Consider the following 17,144-nt stretch of genomic DNA (forward strand, 5'->3'; position numbering starts at 1 on the left):
AAATTGATTTTTTGTTATGGAGGAATATAAAAAAGTGAAAAAGAAACAACAAAAACAATCAACCTCTTGGCGTCCTAGAGGTTTTATTCAATGGTTTCTGACAGTTCTTACAGTACTAGCATTAGCTTTTATTGGTAGTTTGGCATATTATATTTGGAATCCATCAGATTTTAATGTCACATTAAGAATTTCTAATATAATGAGTCTTTTGGCAATGTTTGCATTGCAAATGCCAATGTTTTTAGTAATTCTAACATTATTTATAATTGTACTATTAATATTAGCTGTATGGAAAAAAGCTTTAATCGCTCGAGCATTGTTGATTCCTCAATTATTACTAGTATTATTTTTAATAATAGCGCCAATTACTCAGACGTTAAACTATGCTAAAAACGAGAATGTTTCCGTTTCGCTTAGTTCTCATTTTTTTGGTAAGACAGAGATAACATCAAAAGTCACACAGGACGTTGTATACGGTACAACCTCTGATGGTGTGGAATTAAAGCTTGATGTGTGGCCAGCTCATGGAGACTCAAAAAAATCACTTCACCCCGCAGTTATCATGTTACATGGAGGCGGCTGGGTTGAAGGTGATAAAGGTGGTTCACCTCATTGGTATCAAAGACTTAGTGAATTAGGATATACTGTTTTTGATGTACAATATCGTATGCCACCTCATGCGGGATGGAAAGATGAAGTAGGTGATGTAAAATCAGCAATAGGATGGGTAGTAGAACATGCGGATACTTACAAAATTGATCCTAAAAAAATAAATGTAATGGGGCAATCAGCAGGGGGGAATCTAGCTATGCTAGCCGCCTATAGTATGGGGGATGAACAGTTACCACCTTCTACTAGCGTTTCACCGGTACCTATTAACACTGTGATTAATATATACGGTCCGTCTGATATGACAGAGTTTTACAAGAATAAACGAAGTCCTGACTACGCGGAAGATGTATTGAAAAAGTATATAAAGGGTACACCTTCACAATTCCCTGATCGTTACAAAATACTCTCTCCGATCAGTTACATTAATGAAAATACACCTCCTACTATTTCATTTTATGGAACAAGTGACCGAGTTGTCCCAGATGAACAAGGTAAATCTTTAGACAGGAAGCTGAGAGAAAATAGCGTTTCACATGAATTCTATCTTCTTCCAGGAGCTGATCACGTTTTTGATGCAAAATCAGGTAGCTTGAATACGCAATTTGCTTTTGAAAAAGTAAAAGCCTTTCTTCAAAAATACAATTAATAAATATAGGTAAAAACAATTTAAGAAGGTTTGTTTGCATCATTGTAAAATATAAAAATAAATGAAACACGCATTTTGAAAAAACTTAATCAAAATGCGTGTTTTTAGTATAAATCTAGTAATTTTATCAATGGGTACAAATTGTCCTTTTAAATTGTGGAAATTCAATGAATATCATATACACGTAAGGTGGTCATTTCCCTGTCAAGTAGACAATAATAAAGATACGGTTTAAAATCTTTTATTTTTGGAAGCATAAGTTTGCCACAAACAAAAAGAACCATAAGCTTGCCGTTCCGGCAAACTTATGGTTCATATCACATACAAAATAAAAAAACCACCAAATATGTATTGGTGGAGACGGTGGGAGTCGAACCCACGTCCAAAAATATCGGCACTTAAGCTTCTACGAGTGTAGTCGATATATTAGCATTTCGCGAACTCTTCGGCCTATCGACAGGCTTCCAAGTTGCTAGTCTGATTGTTCTCTTCCTTCGCCCTCAGACGGCGAACTCCGGCGTAGTCCACTTAGTTTGAGTCCCTTACCCTACCACATGGACGATGGAGGGAGGAACCTTTAGTGCAATTAAGCAGCTAAAGAAAGATTGTTTTGTTTGCCAATTATAGGCTTTGACGTTTTAACGAGGCCGATCCCCTCGACTCGCAACTTAAGCTCGAACTATCCCTGTCGAATCCGTAACGTCCCCATGATAGAAATGGAGCATACGAAGAAATATCGTGATAGCTACTAAGAGCTGTTTTTCAATGTGCAACAATCTTACATAAGTTATTATATCATACGCGCGCCGTTTTACAAATGTAAATATCTGTATTACATTTTTTGACGATCACGGAACGCGCGTGCAATTTCACGTTTTGCTTCTTTCTCTTTTAAATCGTGACGCTTATCATATTGCTTCTTACCTCGAGCTAAACCAAGTGCCATTTTTGCAAATCCATTTTTCAAATAGATTCTAAGTGGAACTAATGCATATCCTGTTTCTTTCGCAGAACCTGCCAGCTTATCAATTTCTTTTTTATGAAGAAGTAATTTTCTTGTACGTAGCGGATCGTGATTGAAACGATTCCCTTGTTCATACGTACTAATATGCATATTATGAACCCATACTTCACCATTATGTATACGTGCAAATGCATCTTTCAAGTTTACGCGTCCAGCGCGAATCGACTTAATTTCCGTTCCTTGAAGGACAAGCCCTGCTTCGTATGTTTCTTCGATGAAATAATCATGAAATGCTTTTTTATTTTGTGCAATAACCTTACCTGTACCTTTTGGCATATAACGTCCCTCCTCTATTTTTACTATTGTAACAAATGTTAATAAAAAGCGAAAGTGGCTCGCTCAGAATCTTTGGACATTGGAACTCCCGACAGAGAAGCGTTTTTTGCTTCGTTCGAGGGAGTGAAATGGCCAATAGATTCTAGCCACTGTAGCTGGATTCCATAAAAAGCGAAAGTGGCTCGCTCAGAATGTGAGGTGGATGGAGCTTCTGACCTTGAGGTGCTCTTTACCTCTTGGGAAGAAGCGAAGCCACCGAATATTCTAGCCACTGTAGCTGGATTCCAACAAAAAAGAAAAATGGCCCCGCTTTTCATCGAAGCGAAGCCACTCTTTTCTTACTTACGCTTTTTCTTTTTCTTTTTGAATCCTGGTACATTTTCAAAGAATGCTTTTTTCTTCTTGCCATTACCATCTTTTTTCCCTGGCTGACTAGCGGACGCGGATGCTGATCCTCTTCCTTTGCCACCACGATCAAACTTTCTTCCTGTGCCGCGTTCACCGCCGCGCTCATTACTACGCTCGCTACGGCTACCGCGTTTCTTTCTGCCTGTTCTTGGTTGTTCAATCACGACTGGGCGATCTTTGAACTTACGACGAGGTGTACCTTTCATGCCAACGATTTCAAAGTCGATTGCACGCTCGTCTTTATTTACGTTAATAACACGAATTGTAATTTCGTCACCAATGCGGAATACGTTACCTGTACGTTCTCCGATCATTGCGAAATGCTGCTCGTCATAACGGTAGTAATCATCCGTTAAGTAGCTAACGTGTACAAGACCTTCAATTGTATTTGGCAGCTCTACGAATAAACCGAAGTTTGTTACAGAGCTAATCATACCGTCATACTCTTCACCGATCTTATCAAGCATATATTCTGCTTTTTTCAGTTCGTCTGTTTCACGCTCTGCTTCAACAGCACGGCGTTCCATATTAGAAGAGTGCTCTGCAATCTCAGGTAAGTTTTCACGCCATTTCGCTTGCGTTTCGTTGTCGACTTTACCGTTAATGATATATTCACGAATCAATCTATGAACAATCGTATCTGGGTAACGACGAATTGGTGATGTGAAATGCGTGTAGAACTCCGTTGATAAACCGAAATGTCCTAAGCTTTCCGCATCGTAACGTGCTTGCTTCATAGAACGAAGCATAACTGTTGAAATTACTACTTCTTCAGGCTGTCCTTGAACCATTTCAAGAATTTGCTGCAATGCACGAGGATGTATTTCATTCGCACGTCCTTTTACCGCATATCCGAAGTTTGTTACAAACTCGAAGAAACGCTCTAACTTATCTTCTTTCGGATCTTCATGGACACGGTACATAAACGGTACGTTCATCCAGTGGAAATGCTCTGCTACTGTTTCGTTCGCAACAAGCATAAACTCTTCAATTAACTTCTCTGATACAGAACGATCACGCATGACAACATCAGTCGGTTTTCCTTCTTCATCTACTAGCACTTTCGCCTCTTTAAAGTCAAAGTCAATTGCACCACGGCGCATACGTTTTTCACGTAAAATTTGTGCTAACTGCCCCATCTCTTTAAACATTGGCACTAGTGGCTCGTAACGCTCGATTAACGCTTCGTCTTCATCTTCCAAAATGCTTCTAACATCAGCATACGTCATACGCTCTGTCGTTTTAATTACACTTTGGAAAATCTCATGCTTTACAACATCACCTAGATTATTGATTTCCATTTCACACGATAATGTAAGACGATCTACTTTCGGATTTAATGAACAAATACCGTTAGATAAACGATGTGGAATCATTGGGATTACACGGTCAACAAGATATACACTTGTCGCTCTTTCAGCTGCTTCAACATCAATTGGAGAACCTTCTTGAACGTAATGACTTACATCCGCGATATGAACGCCAAGCTTATAGTTACCGTTCTCAAGCTTCGTTACTGTAACAGCATCATCTAAATCTTTTGCATCTGCACCGTCAATTGTAACAATCATTTGATCGCGCAAATCACGACGATCTTTTAAATCTTCTTCTGAAATCGTTTCTGGTACACTGTTTGCGTGTTCCATCACTTCTTCAGGGAACGCTAAAGGTAAATGATGTTTATGAATAACAGATAAAATATCTACCCCTGGATCATTTTTATGACCTAGAATTTGAATAACTTCACCTTCCGCACTTAAACGGTTCTCTGGGTAGCTCGTAATTTTCACAACTACTTTATGACCTTCTACAGCACCCATAGATGCACTTTTCAAGATAAAAATATCACTTGTCCAGCGCTTATTATCAGGTATTACAAACCCAAAGTTCTTCGATTCTGTATATGTACCAACTAGTTCTTTCGTTCCACGCTCTAAAATGCGAATAATTGTACCTTCTTGACGTGAACCACTTGATTGCGAGCTAACACGCGCTAATACTGTATCACCATGAAGTGCACCATTTAATTCTGTAGGCGGGATGAAAAGATCATCGTCTCCCGTTTTCTTCTCCTCTGGAACGACGAAAGCAAAGCCACGTGCGTGTCCAATTAACTTACCGCGTACTAAATTCATCTTTTCAGGAAGACCGTAGCGGTTGCTACGTGTACGAACAACAAGCCCCTTCTCTTCCATCATTACAAGTGCCTTTACGAAATCTTTAAAGCCCTCAGAGCCTTCGATTCCAAATGCAGCTTCTAATTCTTGTATCGTTAACGGTTTATACGCTTCTTCTCTCATAAATAATAACAACTTATCAATATGTTCTTGTATGATTTCTTCCAAGTAGAAATACCTCCTTTAAACCCTTATATTATTTAGTGTATCCGAAAGATAGGGGATGTATAAAGTGAAACTTTTGTTAGTTGGGATTTTGTCCATCCCAACTGATTATTAGCCCACGCCAATCGGGATAAAAAATTCCCTTATGAAAAAAAGAGGCAACTAGATCTTACCAATCTAGTTGCTCCAAGAAGTTATATACATCCTCATGTAGCACATCACGTTCTTTATCAAGTGTAATGACATGCGTAGAGTCTTCATACCATTTAATGTCTTTTAACGTAGATTCTACACCGTTATAAATAATGTTAGCACTATCTGTATTGATCATCTCATCATGGCGTGCTTGTACAACGAATGTTGGAGCATAAATCATATCAACATTATTGCGCACGTCACGAATTAACTCTTGTAATGCTTTTAATGTATTCATTGGTGTCTGTTTAAATTCAAACATTTCTTGTTCAATTTTCTCTGGTGATTTTTGTTCGCGTTTTTTATATTCGCGTGCATATGCCAATATACCTTGATACATAATTTCTTCACTCTTAATATACATCGGTGCACACATTGGTACCACACCTAAAATCGGTAATGTATAAGCAAGTTTTAACGAGAATACTCCGCCTAATGATAATCCAACCGCAGCAATCTTCTCGTAACCTTGATCTTTTAAATGCTGGTAGGCATTCATTACATCTTTCCACCAGTCTTCAGGACCTGTATGAACAAGCTGCTCTGGTGGTACACCGTGTCCTTTATAAATTGGTGCATGACAAGTATAGCCTTTCTTCTCTAAAAAACGTCCAAGCATACGTACATCAGCTGAGTTCCCTGTAAATCCATGTAATAATAAAACAGCGCGGTCTCCACCTTCAAATGTAAATGGTTTTGGAGATGCTAATTTCATCATGTATTTCTCCTCTTTCTCTTCTGTAATCTAGTCGTATTTTTTCTATTCTTAGTGTACCATATTTATAATTCCATAATCTAATTAGAAACTTTTTTCGAATAACAAATTAAAAAAGAAGAACCATTAGCACAAATCAGCTAACGCTTCTTCTTTTTAATTCTATAAATTGAAGTACGTAACACCAATTGTTAGTACGAAGAATAATACAGCTAAAACAACTGTAATACGGTTTAATACCGCTTCAATTCCACGCGCCTTTTGCTTACCAAACAATTGCTCTGCACCGCCTGAAATAGCGCCTGAAAGGCCTGAGCTATTACTAGACTGCATAAGTACCATAACAATCATTAAAATCGATACAATAATAAGTAAAACTGATAATAACGTATGCACTTGGCGTACCTCCTACAAAGATTCAGTTAGTTTAAATGTTAGCATAAATCCTACAGAAAAGCGAGAGCTATAGAGACGCTCTCGCTTTTCTTCTATTACATGAACATCATTGCAAATAATGGTCCGAGCAAACATGTCAAAATTGCTGTTAATGTCATTGTTACCGATCCAATAACACCTTCATGCTCATTATTCTTCATCGCTCTCATAACACCCATAATATGAGAAGCACATCCAAAGCCAATCCCTTTACCAACCGAGTTTGTAACGCGGCTCCATTTTAATAAAATTGGTCCTGTAATCGTTCCAGTAATACCTGCGATAACGACGAAGGCCGCTGTTAAGGACGGGACACCACCAACTTGTTCAGATACACTCATTGCAACTGGCATTGTCACTGATTTTGGTAAAGAAGATAAAATTAAGCTTTTATCTGTTCCCATAAGTGAGGCGATAGCGAAATCACTTGCAATAGCAACCGTTGTACCTACTAATACACCACCAGCAATTGGTACAACATATTTTTGCAAAACATGACGTTGTTTATAAAGCGGGATTGCAAATGCTACAACACCTGGTCCAAGTAGCTTCGCAATCCAGCCACCACCGCTTTCCATGTAATTTTGATATGGTATATCAAGCACTATAAATAAGAAAGCCATTAATCCTGTTGCTACAAGCATTGGAATGGTAAATGGTGTTGGAAATAATTTATAGATTTTTTTAGATAATTGATATAATAGCACCGTAAAAAGAACCCAACCGATTCCGATTAATATTTGGCTCATTGTGTCTCTTTTTCCTTTCTATTCGCAAGATATTGTCCTGTATGTCCAGCGACAATAATAATTAAAAACGTACTCGCTATAACTGTAATGAAAAGAGAAATTCCTTTACTCATAAAAAAAGCACCGTAATTCATTAGGCCAAGCGTTGGCGGAATTAATAAAAACGGCATAATGGCAACGAGTGTTTCTGCTCCTAAATCAAACCATTTCACTGGAAGTACTTTTAGGCTAAGTAAAACAAGTAAAAAAAACATCCCAATCAAACTTCCTGGAATTGGAATATTCAACATTTCTTGCACCCAATTTCCTACCATATAAAACACATAAAGAGCTGCAATTTGGACAAGAATCTTTGTAAATTTCATGTTCATCATCCCTCATGTTTATACGATCTTCTGTTAATATCTTTATCATAGTATAAATTGTAAAAAGCTGCAATTTATCAAATCGACACCAAAAAACCGCCATGTTATACGCTTACACCCTTGATATGACTGCATTTCCGAACTCAAATTATGTCAAAAACCTTGACCTAATGTATAAAGTTTATATTTTCTGAATTTTAACAGTTACTATTTCAATAAAACAAAACCCTTCACTCCATTTTTATTCTGTCTTCTCTCTAGCGCACATATATATAACAAGATAGGTGGTGAACATATTTCTTAAAAGTTCTCATTTTTTGCGATCCTGGAATCGATGATAAGATGATAGCTCTCCTCCTCGCAATAAATTGCTATCGATTTTGATTATAGCCTTTTCTTTAAATACTTCATGTCACTTATGACAGATGAACAATTTTAGCATAAAAAAACAGACCGTGATTTCTCACGGTCTGTCGTTATTTTCTACAATTATCGTTTGATATTGTAGAAAGATTTTAAACCATCGTAAACAGCGATTTCGCCTAGTTCGTCTTCGATGCGTAATAATTGGTTGTACTTAGCAATACGGTCAGTACGGCTCATAGAACCAGTTTTGATTTGGCCAGCGTTAGTTGCAACTGCGATGTCAGCGATTGTAGCATCTTCAGTTTCACCAGAACGGTGAGATACAACTGCTGTGTAACCAGCACGTTTAGCCATTTCGATTGCTTCGAAAGTCTCAGTTAAAGTACCGATTTGGTTAACTTTAATTAAGATTGAGTTAGAGATTCCTTTTTCGATACCTTCAGCAAGCTTTTGAGTGTTAGTTACGAATAAATCGTCACCAACTAATTGTACTTTATCACCGATACGCTCAGTTAATAATTTGTGACCATCCCAGTCGTTTTCGTCTAAACCATCTTCGATAGAGATGATTGGGAAGTCTTTGCAAAGCTCTTCGTAGAAATCAACCATTTCTGCAGAAGTTAAGCCAGTACGGCCTTCGCCTGCAAGGTCATATTTACCAGTTTCTTTGTTGTAGAACTCAGAAGAAGCAACGTCCATTCCTAAGAATACGTTCTCGCCAGCTTTGTAACCAGCTTTTTCGATAGCTTCGATGATTACTTCTAATGCTTCACGGTTAGAACCAAGGTTTGGAGCGAATCCACCTTCGTCACCTACTGCAGTGTTAAGACCTTTGTCATGTAATACAGCTTTAAGTGCATGGAATACTTCAGCACCCATACGGATTGATTCTTTGAATGTTGGAGCACCAACTGGTAAGATCATGAACTCTTGGAAGTCAACGTTGTTATCAGCGTGAGAACCACCGTTGATGATGTTCATCATTGGAGTTGGTAATTGTTTTGCATTGAATCCACCAAGGTAACGGTATAATGGAAGACCTACGAAGTCAGCTGCTGCGTGAGCTACTGCCATAGATACACCAAGGATAGCGTTAGCACCTAGTTTACCTTTGTTTGGAGTGCCATCTAATTCGATCATAGCACGGTCGATACCAGCTTGGTCAGTTACGTCGAAACCAACGATTTCTGGAGCGATTGCTTCGTTAACGTTGTTTACTGCGTTCATAACACCTTTACCAAGGTAACGAGATTTGTCACCGTCACGTAATTCTACTGCTTCGTGTTCACCAGTAGATGCACCACTTGGTACGATAGCGCGTCCGAATGCGCCGCTTTCTGTGTAAACTTCTACTTCTACAGTTGGGTTACCACGAGAGTCAAGGACTTCGCGAGCATAAACATCAATAATTGTTGACATAATAAATTCTCTCCTTTTTATATAAGCAAATTATTTAATAATTGTTTTTCCTGTCATTTCTTTCGGTTGTTCCACATTTAAAAGTGTAAGCATTGTTGGGGCGATATCTCCTAAAATACCACCTTCACGAAGCTCTACATCATTTTTTGTAACGATGAAAGGAACCGGGTTAGTTGTATGAGCTGTCATTGGTCCACCATCAGCAGTTAACTCCTGATCAGCATTACCATGGTCAGCAGTAATAAGTGCTACACCATCTTTTGCAAGAATCGCTTCTACAACTTTTCCTAAACATTCGTCAGTTGCTTCTACTGCTTTAATTGTTGGTTCCATCATCCCAGAATGGCCAACCATATCACAGTTCGCAAAGTTAAGAATGATAACATCATGTTTATCATTTTCGATTTCATTTACTAAAGCGTCCGTTACTTCGTAAATGCTCATTTCAGGTTTCAAGTCATACGTTGCAACCTTCGGTGAGTTAATTAAGATACGCTCTTCCCCTGGGAATTCAGCCTCACGACCACCGCTAAAGAAGAATGTAACGTGCGGATACTTTTCAGTTTCCGCGATGCGAAGTTGCTTTAATCCCGCTTGCGCAACAACTTCACCTAATGTGTTATCAAGGTTCATTGGCTTAAATGCCACGTAACCATCTACAGTTTCACTGAAATGTGTCATACAAACGAATTCAGGAATGTGAGGTACTTTTTCACCACGATCGAACTCACGGAAGTCTTCGTTTGTAAATACACGAGCAATTTGAATTGCACGGTCTGGACGGAAGTTATAGAAGATAACTGCATCATCATTATTGATTGTTGCAACTGGCGTGTCATCTTCGTTAACAATTACAGACGGCAATACGAATTCATCGTAGATACCATTTGCATAAGAGTCTTCTACACACTCTTCTGCTGATTTATAAGTAGGGCCTTCACCATTCACCATAGCACGGTAACATTTTTCTACGCGATCCCAACGCTTGTCACGGTCCATGGAGTAATAACGACCAGAGATAGTCGCGAATTGTCCTACTCCTGTTTCTTTAATTACTTCATTTGTTGCATCGATATAACCTTTTGCTGTTTGTGGTCCAACATCGCGGCCGTCTAAGAATGCATGGATATAAACTTTCTCCACACCTTCTTTTGCTGCTAAGCGAAGAAGAGCAAACATATGGTTCATGTGACTATGCACACCGCCATCAGAAAGTAAACCGAATAAATGAAGAGCAGTACCTTTTTCTTTTACGCTTTTAATTGCATTTTGGAAAGTTTCGTTCTGATCGAACTCACCTTCACGAATTGCAACGTTTACGCGAGTTAAGCTTTGATATACTATGCGGCCAGCACCGATATTTAAGTGACCAACCTCAGAGTTACCCATTTGACCTTCTGGAAGACCTACTTCCTCACCACAAGCTGTAAGCGTTGTATGAGGGAATTTGTTCCAGTAACCATCAAAATTAGGTTTCTTAGCTTGTGCTACAGCATTCCCGTAAGTTTCTTCACGTAGTCCGAAACCATCAAGAATGATTAAAGCTGTTGGCTTTCTCATTTTACCGCCCCCAGAAGACCTAAGAACGAAGCAGGCTCTAAGCTAGCACCGCCAACTAAAGCGCCGTCGATGTCAGATTGTGCCATATACTCTTTGATGTTTTCTGGTTTTACGCTACCGCCGTATTGAATACGAACAGCTTCTGCAGCTTCTGGAGAAACAGCTTCTGCAACAACTTTACGGATGTGCGCACATACTTCGTTTGCATCTGCAGAAGAAGAAGATTTACCTGTACCGATAGCCCAGATTGGCTCATAAGCGATAACAGTTGCTTTAACTTGCTCTTCTGTTAAACCTGCAAGTGCTTTTGTCACTTGACCTGCTACTAGATCAAATGTTTTTCCGCTTTCGCGCTCTTCTAAAGTCTCACCACAACAAACGATTGGTGTTAAACCATGTTCAAATGCTGCAAGAGTCTTTTTGTTTACTGATTCGTCTGTTTCAGCAAACATTTCACGACGCTCAGAGTGGCCAAGTACTACGTAGCCTACTTTTAAGTCGCTAAGTGCTACTGGGCTAATTTCGCCAGTGAATGCACCATTTTTTTCGAAGTGCATGTTTTGTGCACCTACTTGTAAGTCAGTTCCTTCAGTCGCTGCTACTAAACGCTCTAAGAATAGAGCTGGAGAGCAAACTACTGCATCAACAGCTGAAGCTGCTGGGATTTGACCTTTAACTTCCTCTACGAAGCTAACTGCTTCAGATAGAGTTTTATTCATTTTCCAGTTACCTGCGATAATTGGTTTACGCATGCTTTGCACCGTCCTTTTTCTTTGGCTGCTACTTATTTGTCGTTAAGACAAACTACACCTGGAAGCTCTTTACCTTCCATGAATTCTAATGACGCACCGCCGCCAGTAGAAATGTGGCTCATTTTATCAGCCATACCGAATTTTTCAACAGCTGCTGCAGAGTCCCCACCGCCGATAACAGAGTATGTATCTTCTGCATCTGCTAATGCTTGTCCTACTGCTTTTGTACCTTCTGCGAATGGAGTCATTTCGAATACACCCATTGGTCCATTCCATACAACAAGCTTAGAGTTTTTGATTACATCTGCATAAATTTCACGTGTTTTAGGACCGATGTCCACGCCTTCCCAGTTAGAAGGGATAGAGTCGATACCAACGATTTTAGTTGTTGCAGTTTCAGAGAATTCCTCTGTGATTACAACATCAACTGGCATGTAGAAGTTTACGCCTTTTTCTTTTGCAAGTTGCATAAATTCTTTAGCTAGTTCAATCTTGTCATCTTCACATAGAGATAGACCAATTTCATGACCTAAAGCTTTAACGAATGTGTAAGCAAGTCCGCCACCGATGATTAAGTTATCCACTTTGTCTAATAGATGACGAATTACACCGATTTTATCTTTTACTTTCGCACCACCGATGATAGCTGTGAATGGACGTTCTGGGTTAGAAAGTGCTTTACCTAATACATCTAACTCTTTTTCCATTAGTAAACCAGATACTGCTGGTAGGTAGTCTGCGATTCCTGCTGTAGAAGCGTGAGCACGGTGAGCTGCACCGAATGCATCGTTTACGAAGATATCAGCAAGAGCTGCAAATTCTTTCGCAAGTTCTGCATCGTTCTTTTCTTCGCCCGCATAGAAACGTACGTTTTCAAGAACTAATACGTCGCCTTCGTTCATTGCTGCAACCATTTCTTGTGCAACTGGTCCGAATGCTTCGTCCGCTTTCTTAACATCTTTACCAAGAAGCTCGCCTAAACGTGCTGCTACTGGAGTAAGACGTAATTCTTCTACTGCTTGACCTTTTGGACGGCCTAAGTGGCTTGCTAAAATAACTTTCGCACCTTGCTCTACTAAATATTGAATTGTAGGAAGAGCTGCACGGATACGAGTTTCATCTGTAATTTTGCCTTCTTTCATAGGTACGTTGAAATCAACGCGGCAAAATACACGCTTACCTTTTAAATCTACGTCACGAATTGATTTTTTGTTCATTGGTTTTCCCTCCGACTACTAGTTAGGATTGACAAAACCCATTCAAAAGCTTAACACATTTGCTTCTAAAACGAAAGAAGAGAGAGAGGGAACAAACCCTCTCCCTCGTTTTGTCATTGATTGCTTATATACTTAAGAATTAAAGACCTTTAGAAGTCATGTATGCAGCTAGGTCTACTACGCGGTTAGAGTAACCAGTTTCGTTATCGTACCAAGAAAGTACTTTAACCATGTTACCTTCCATTACCATTGTAGATAATGCGTCGATTGTAGAAGAAGCTGTGCATCCGTTATAGTCGATAGATACTAATGGCTCTTCGCTGTATCCAAGGATACCTTTTAATTCGCCTTCAGCTGCTGCTTTGAATGCTGCGTTTACATCTTCAACTGTTACTTCTTTGTCAAGTTCAACAACTAAGTCAACAAGAGAAACGTTAGCAGTTGGAACACGTACAGCGCCACCGTTTAATTTACCTTTAAGTTCTGGTAATACTAATGCTACAGCTTTAGCAGCACCAGTAGATGTTGGGATCATGTTTTCAGCTGCTGCACGAGCACGACGTAAATCTTTGTGTGGTAAGTCTAAGATTTGTTGGTCGTTAGTGTAAGAGTGAATTGTTGTCATCATTCCGCGTTTTACGCCGAATTTTTCGTTTAATACTTTAGCGAATGGAGCTAGACAGTTTGTAGTACAAGAAGCGTTAGATACTACGTTGTGGTTAGCTGCATCGTATTGTTCGTGGTTAACACCCATAACTACAGTGATATCTTCGTCAGAAGCTGGAGCTGAGATGATAACTTTCTTAACTGATCCACCTAAGTGTTTTTCAGCGTCTGATTTTTTAGTGAAACGGCCAGTAGATTCTACTACTACTTCTACTCCGTAGTCGCTCCATGGTAATTGAGCTGGGTCACGCTCAGCGATAACTTTAATTTCTTTACCGTTAACAACGATGCTGTTTTCGTTAGCAGATACTTCTGCATTTAAAGTTCCGTGAACTGTGTCATATTTTAAAAGGTGAGCTAATGTTTTAGCATCTGTTAAGTCGTTGATTGCTACTACTTCTACCTCAGAGTTGTTAAGAGCTGCGCGGAATACGTTACGTCCGATACGTCCAAATCCATTAATACCAATTTTAGTCATTTGAATTTCCTCCTTGGGGGATTATATTTAAAGGGTAATACCCTTTGTTAACTGTTTTGCTGCACCTTCATCTGTAATTAGAATTGAAGTGTGCCCTTGCTTTATTACAGCCTGTATTGCCTTTGCCTTCGAAGAACCTCCAGCGACTGCAACAACGTGAGATACATGTTGTAAATCTTCAAGTTGCATACCAACTGTTCTTACTTTATGAACAACATTTCCTTGTTCATTAAAGTAGTAACCGAAAGCTTCGCCAACTGCTTCGCTTGCCTGAATCTTTAACCAATCTGCTTCTGAAGTATTTCTGCGACGTGCCATTGTTAACGCATCACCGATTCCATGAATGACGATATTGGAAGATCGAATCAACTCAAGAACTTCTTTCACGGATGGCTCTGTTACAATGGACGCATATGCTTCGCTACTAACGTGATCTGGAACATACAATAAGCGATAATTACTCATCGTATTTTGTGCCATTTTGGCACAAATGGTATTGGCTTCTAACTCAACACCTTCTCCAATTCCACCACGCGCTGGGACAAATAGCATATGTAAATCTTTGCAATCAAGTTGCATCATGTCCGCAGCAGCAGCTAGCGTAGTTCCTCCAGCCACAGCAACGATATTATTCGCTGTTAGACGGTCTTTTATACAAGTCACACAAGCACGGCCCATCTCCAGTTTGACCCAAGGTGATTCATCACTATCACCAGGGACAACGAAAACTTCATCCAAATCTAATGTTTCCTTAAGTTGTTTTTCTAAAACCTTTAACCCGGAAATTTCTTTCATAAAGTCTTCCAAAGCAAGAACTAAAGCTGTTCCTTCTTCTGTCAAAGTCATTCCAGAAGAAGCGACGTGAACTAAGTTTTGTTCTTTCAAAACTTGAACTTCACTTCGCAATACTCGTTCTGTCATACCAAGACTTGCGGATAAGTTTCTTCTTCCAATCGGCTGCATAAGCCTAATGTACTGAAGAACTTGCATTCTCGTTTGCATAACAGGTAGCAGATCAGGTAATAATTTTTTTGTGTTCTGAATCCATGAGCGCATATCTTTTCTCCTCACTACATTGGTTCATTTTCCCTTGTGGTCACTTTGTGTCCCGTAGTGACATTTTATGTCCCACATAGGTTAAAAAAATAATCCCTGCTACGTGTATTATTGTAACAGGAGATAGAAACTTATTCAACTCTTAACTGCATTGTTTATATAGTTTATTATGACACCTTTGTGAATGTTACCATATTCTACTTGTTTTCCGCCTATTTCTACAACCGGAATCATTAAATGATATTTTTCTAAAAGGTCATTATCTTCATATATATCTATTTCCTCGATTTGAAAAGAATATTCACATTGTACTTCCTGTAAAACTTGTTTCGCCTTTTCACAAAGACCACAATCTTTTTTTGTATATAGTACAACTTTCATCTTCTTCACCTATCCAATTGTTTTTCTTAGAGACGAAGCAGGAATGTGCATTTGTTCTCTATACTTCGCAACTGTTCTTCGAGAAATAACGACTTCATGCTCTTCTTCTAATAATTTTGAAATCTTTTGATCCGAAAGTGGCTTTTTCTTATTTTCCGCCTCCACAAGCGTTTGAATAAACCGCTTCACCCGCTTCGTTGAAACGGCCTCATCCTCTGTCGTTGAAACAGCATTACTAAAGAAGGATTTCATCTCAAATAAACCGTGCGGTGTTTGCACATACTTATTTCGCGTTGCACGACTAATTGTAGACTCGTGCACACTTAACTCTTCCGCTACCTCTTTTAAAGCAAGTGGCTTTAAATACTCTGGACCTTTCCAGAAGAAATCACGCTGTTTTTCCATAATAATAGTCATCACTTGTAAGAGTGTTTGTTTTCTCTGTTTCAAACTGCGCATAATCCATTGCACATGCTGATACTTCTCCGATACGTAAGAAGCAACTTCACTTTCACTATTATTAAGAAGCGCACTATACTCAGAATGAATTTCAATTCTCGGCATATTTCTCTCGTTCATCTGTAAAACGAGACGATCACCTTCTTTTTTCACCGCCATATCAGGCACAATATAAAGTGGTTTATCAGAAGAAAACGCAAGACCTGGTTTTGGTTGTAATGACGTAATACAATTTACCGCATGCTGTAATTCCTCATTACTACACTTCAGCACTTGAACGAGCTTTCGCCAATCTTTCTTCACGAAGTAAGTAAAGTGCTCCTCTACAACCTCTTCCGCTAATCCATTACGTCTTTGTAAGCGCTTCAATTGCAAGGTTAGACATTCCTGAATATTACGCGCCCCTACCCCTGCCGGCTCTAAAGATTGGACAAGCTCCACAGAACGGTCTACTACATCCATCGACGCAGAAAGAAGCTCTGATAGCTCTTCATTCGTTTCTTGTAAATACCCATTTCCATCCATGTTCATAATAATGAAAGAAGCTACTTTTCGCTCTTCTTCATCTATTTTATAATACTGTATTTGATTTAATAAATGTTGCTGAATCGTTGTTGAATCCACACTGTAGATTTCCATCCGATTCTCGACTTGTTTGCTGGTACTTTTACTTGCGTTAGAGCTCTTTTTCTTCTCCCTCTCAAAACCACCTAACTCAATAAGGGGATTCTCTAACGATTGCTCATACAAAAACTCCGATAATTCTTGTACATTATACTGGAGCATTGTAATCGCTTGCCTTAACTCTTGTGTCATTGCCAAACGTAAGCTTTGTTCTTGTAAAAGACTTGCCTTCAAACTAATCTCCCCCTTGTTTCTATTGTACAATAAGTTTGGTAAAAGGAGAATCCTATCGCAGACACCCATTCCAAAATATTATTAATTTATATGTATTAATGAGATTTACAACTTACAACCGAAAAATGAATAATATTGAAAGAAAATAATGATACATAATAATTA

15 protein-coding genes, 1 other RNA gene and 1 pseudogene are annotated in these 17,144 nt (G+C 39.0%); 2 read left to right on the forward strand and 15 right to left on the reverse strand.

The annotated features are described in order from the left end of the window. Positions 1 to 34 precede the first annotated feature (34 nt). The gene (locus ACTFQM_RS20275; protein ID WP_440036019.1) at positions 35 to 1,258 is read left to right on the forward strand and encodes an alpha/beta hydrolase fold domain-containing protein; all 1,224 of its coding nucleotides are present in this window, start codon (positions 35 to 37) and stop codon (positions 1,256 to 1,258) included. A gap of 352 nt (positions 1,259 to 1,610) precedes the next feature. Here the strand turns inward: ACTFQM_RS20275 and ssrA are convergent. The 7 genes from ssrA to ACTFQM_RS20310 form a co-directional block, all read right to left on the reverse strand. Further along, positions 1,611 to 1,965: a transfer-messenger RNA gene (ssrA, locus tag ACTFQM_RS20280) on the reverse strand. Between the two features lie 125 nt (positions 1,966 to 2,090). Next, positions 2,091 to 2,558, reverse strand: a complete 468-nt coding sequence (gene smpB / locus ACTFQM_RS20285) for an SsrA-binding protein (protein WP_002174160.1) — start codon at positions 2,556 to 2,558, stop codon at positions 2,091 to 2,093. A gap of 338 nt (positions 2,559 to 2,896) precedes the next feature. Next, on the reverse strand, positions 2,897 to 5,311 hold the full coding sequence (gene rnr, locus ACTFQM_RS20290; protein ID WP_440036021.1) for a ribonuclease R: 2,415 nt from the start codon (positions 5,309 to 5,311) through the stop codon (positions 2,897 to 2,899). Positions 5,312 to 5,477: 166 nt separating this feature from the next. Further along, positions 5,478 to 6,218 (reverse strand): alpha/beta hydrolase, encoded by a 741-nt coding sequence (locus ACTFQM_RS20295; protein ID WP_198284905.1) that lies wholly within the window; start codon positions 6,216 to 6,218, stop codon positions 5,478 to 5,480. A gap of 162 nt (positions 6,219 to 6,380) precedes the next feature. Beyond that, complete coding sequence (secG, locus tag ACTFQM_RS20300) at positions 6,381 to 6,614, reverse strand: preprotein translocase subunit SecG (protein WP_002174164.1); 234 nt, start codon at positions 6,612 to 6,614, stop codon at positions 6,381 to 6,383. A gap of 95 nt (positions 6,615 to 6,709) precedes the next feature. After that, positions 6,710 to 7,402, reverse strand: coding sequence for an LrgB family protein (locus ACTFQM_RS20305; protein ID WP_002174165.1), 693 nt, complete (start codon positions 7,400 to 7,402; stop codon positions 6,710 to 6,712). Continuing rightward, a complete protein-coding gene (locus tag ACTFQM_RS20310) occupies positions 7,399 to 7,776 on the reverse strand; it encodes a CidA/LrgA family holin-like protein (RefSeq protein ID WP_175546533.1) in 378 nt (125 codons plus the stop codon). Before ACTFQM_RS20310 ends, ACTFQM_RS20305 begins: the two co-directional genes overlap by 4 nt. Before the next feature lie 358 nt (positions 7,777 to 8,134). On the opposite strand from ACTFQM_RS20310, the pseudogene ACTFQM_RS20315 reads away from it, so the two are divergent. Continuing rightward, positions 8,135 to 8,206 (forward strand): annotated as a pseudogene (locus ACTFQM_RS20315) (nucleoside hydrolase); the annotation flags it as partial. 50 nt (positions 8,207 to 8,256) lie between these two features. Here the strand turns inward: ACTFQM_RS20315 and eno are convergent. The 8 genes from eno to rpoN form a co-directional block, all read right to left on the reverse strand. Next, complete coding sequence (gene eno / locus ACTFQM_RS20320) at positions 8,257 to 9,552, reverse strand: phosphopyruvate hydratase (protein ID WP_002124088.1); 1,296 nt, start codon at positions 9,550 to 9,552, stop codon at positions 8,257 to 8,259. Between the two features lie 30 nt (positions 9,553 to 9,582). Then, complete coding sequence (gene gpmI, locus ACTFQM_RS20325) at positions 9,583 to 11,112, reverse strand: 2,3-bisphosphoglycerate-independent phosphoglycerate mutase (RefSeq protein ID WP_001231161.1); 1,530 nt, start codon at positions 11,110 to 11,112, stop codon at positions 9,583 to 9,585. Continuing rightward, positions 11,109 to 11,864: a triose-phosphate isomerase gene (gene tpiA / locus ACTFQM_RS20330; RefSeq protein WP_001231042.1), complete on the reverse strand. Its 756-nt coding sequence runs from the start codon at positions 11,862 to 11,864 to the stop codon at positions 11,109 to 11,111. Before tpiA ends, gpmI begins: the two co-directional genes overlap by 4 nt. A gap of 32 nt (positions 11,865 to 11,896) precedes the next feature. Further along, positions 11,897 to 13,081 carry a phosphoglycerate kinase gene (locus ACTFQM_RS20335; RefSeq protein WP_001036331.1) on the reverse strand — a complete coding sequence of 395 codons (1,185 nt, stop codon included), beginning with the start codon at positions 13,079 to 13,081 and terminating at the stop codon, positions 11,897 to 11,899. A gap of 139 nt (positions 13,082 to 13,220) precedes the next feature. After that, positions 13,221 to 14,225 carry a type I glyceraldehyde-3-phosphate dehydrogenase gene (gene gap, locus ACTFQM_RS20340; protein WP_000161234.1) on the reverse strand — a complete coding sequence of 335 codons (1,005 nt, stop codon included), beginning with the start codon at positions 14,223 to 14,225 and terminating at the stop codon, positions 13,221 to 13,223. A 27-nt stretch (positions 14,226 to 14,252) separates the two neighbouring features. Then, positions 14,253 to 15,281: a gapA transcriptional regulator CggR gene (gene cggR, locus ACTFQM_RS20345; RefSeq protein WP_002174169.1), complete on the reverse strand. Its 1,029-nt coding sequence runs from the start codon at positions 15,279 to 15,281 to the stop codon at positions 14,253 to 14,255. A 135-nt stretch (positions 15,282 to 15,416) separates the two neighbouring features. Next, positions 15,417 to 15,662, reverse strand: a complete 246-nt coding sequence (locus ACTFQM_RS20350) for a glutaredoxin family protein (protein ID WP_002174170.1) — start codon at positions 15,660 to 15,662, stop codon at positions 15,417 to 15,419. A gap of 9 nt (positions 15,663 to 15,671) precedes the next feature. After that, the gene (gene rpoN, locus ACTFQM_RS20355; protein WP_440036024.1) at positions 15,672 to 16,979 is read right to left on the reverse strand and encodes an RNA polymerase factor sigma-54; all 1,308 of its coding nucleotides are present in this window, start codon (positions 16,977 to 16,979) and stop codon (positions 15,672 to 15,674) included. Positions 16,980 to 17,144: the final 165 nt, after the last annotated feature.

The organism is Bacillus cereus group sp. MYBK30-2 (genome assembly GCF_051915945.1).
GTDB lineage: Bacteria > Bacillota > Bacilli > Bacillales > Bacillaceae_G > Bacillus_A > Bacillus_A paramycoides.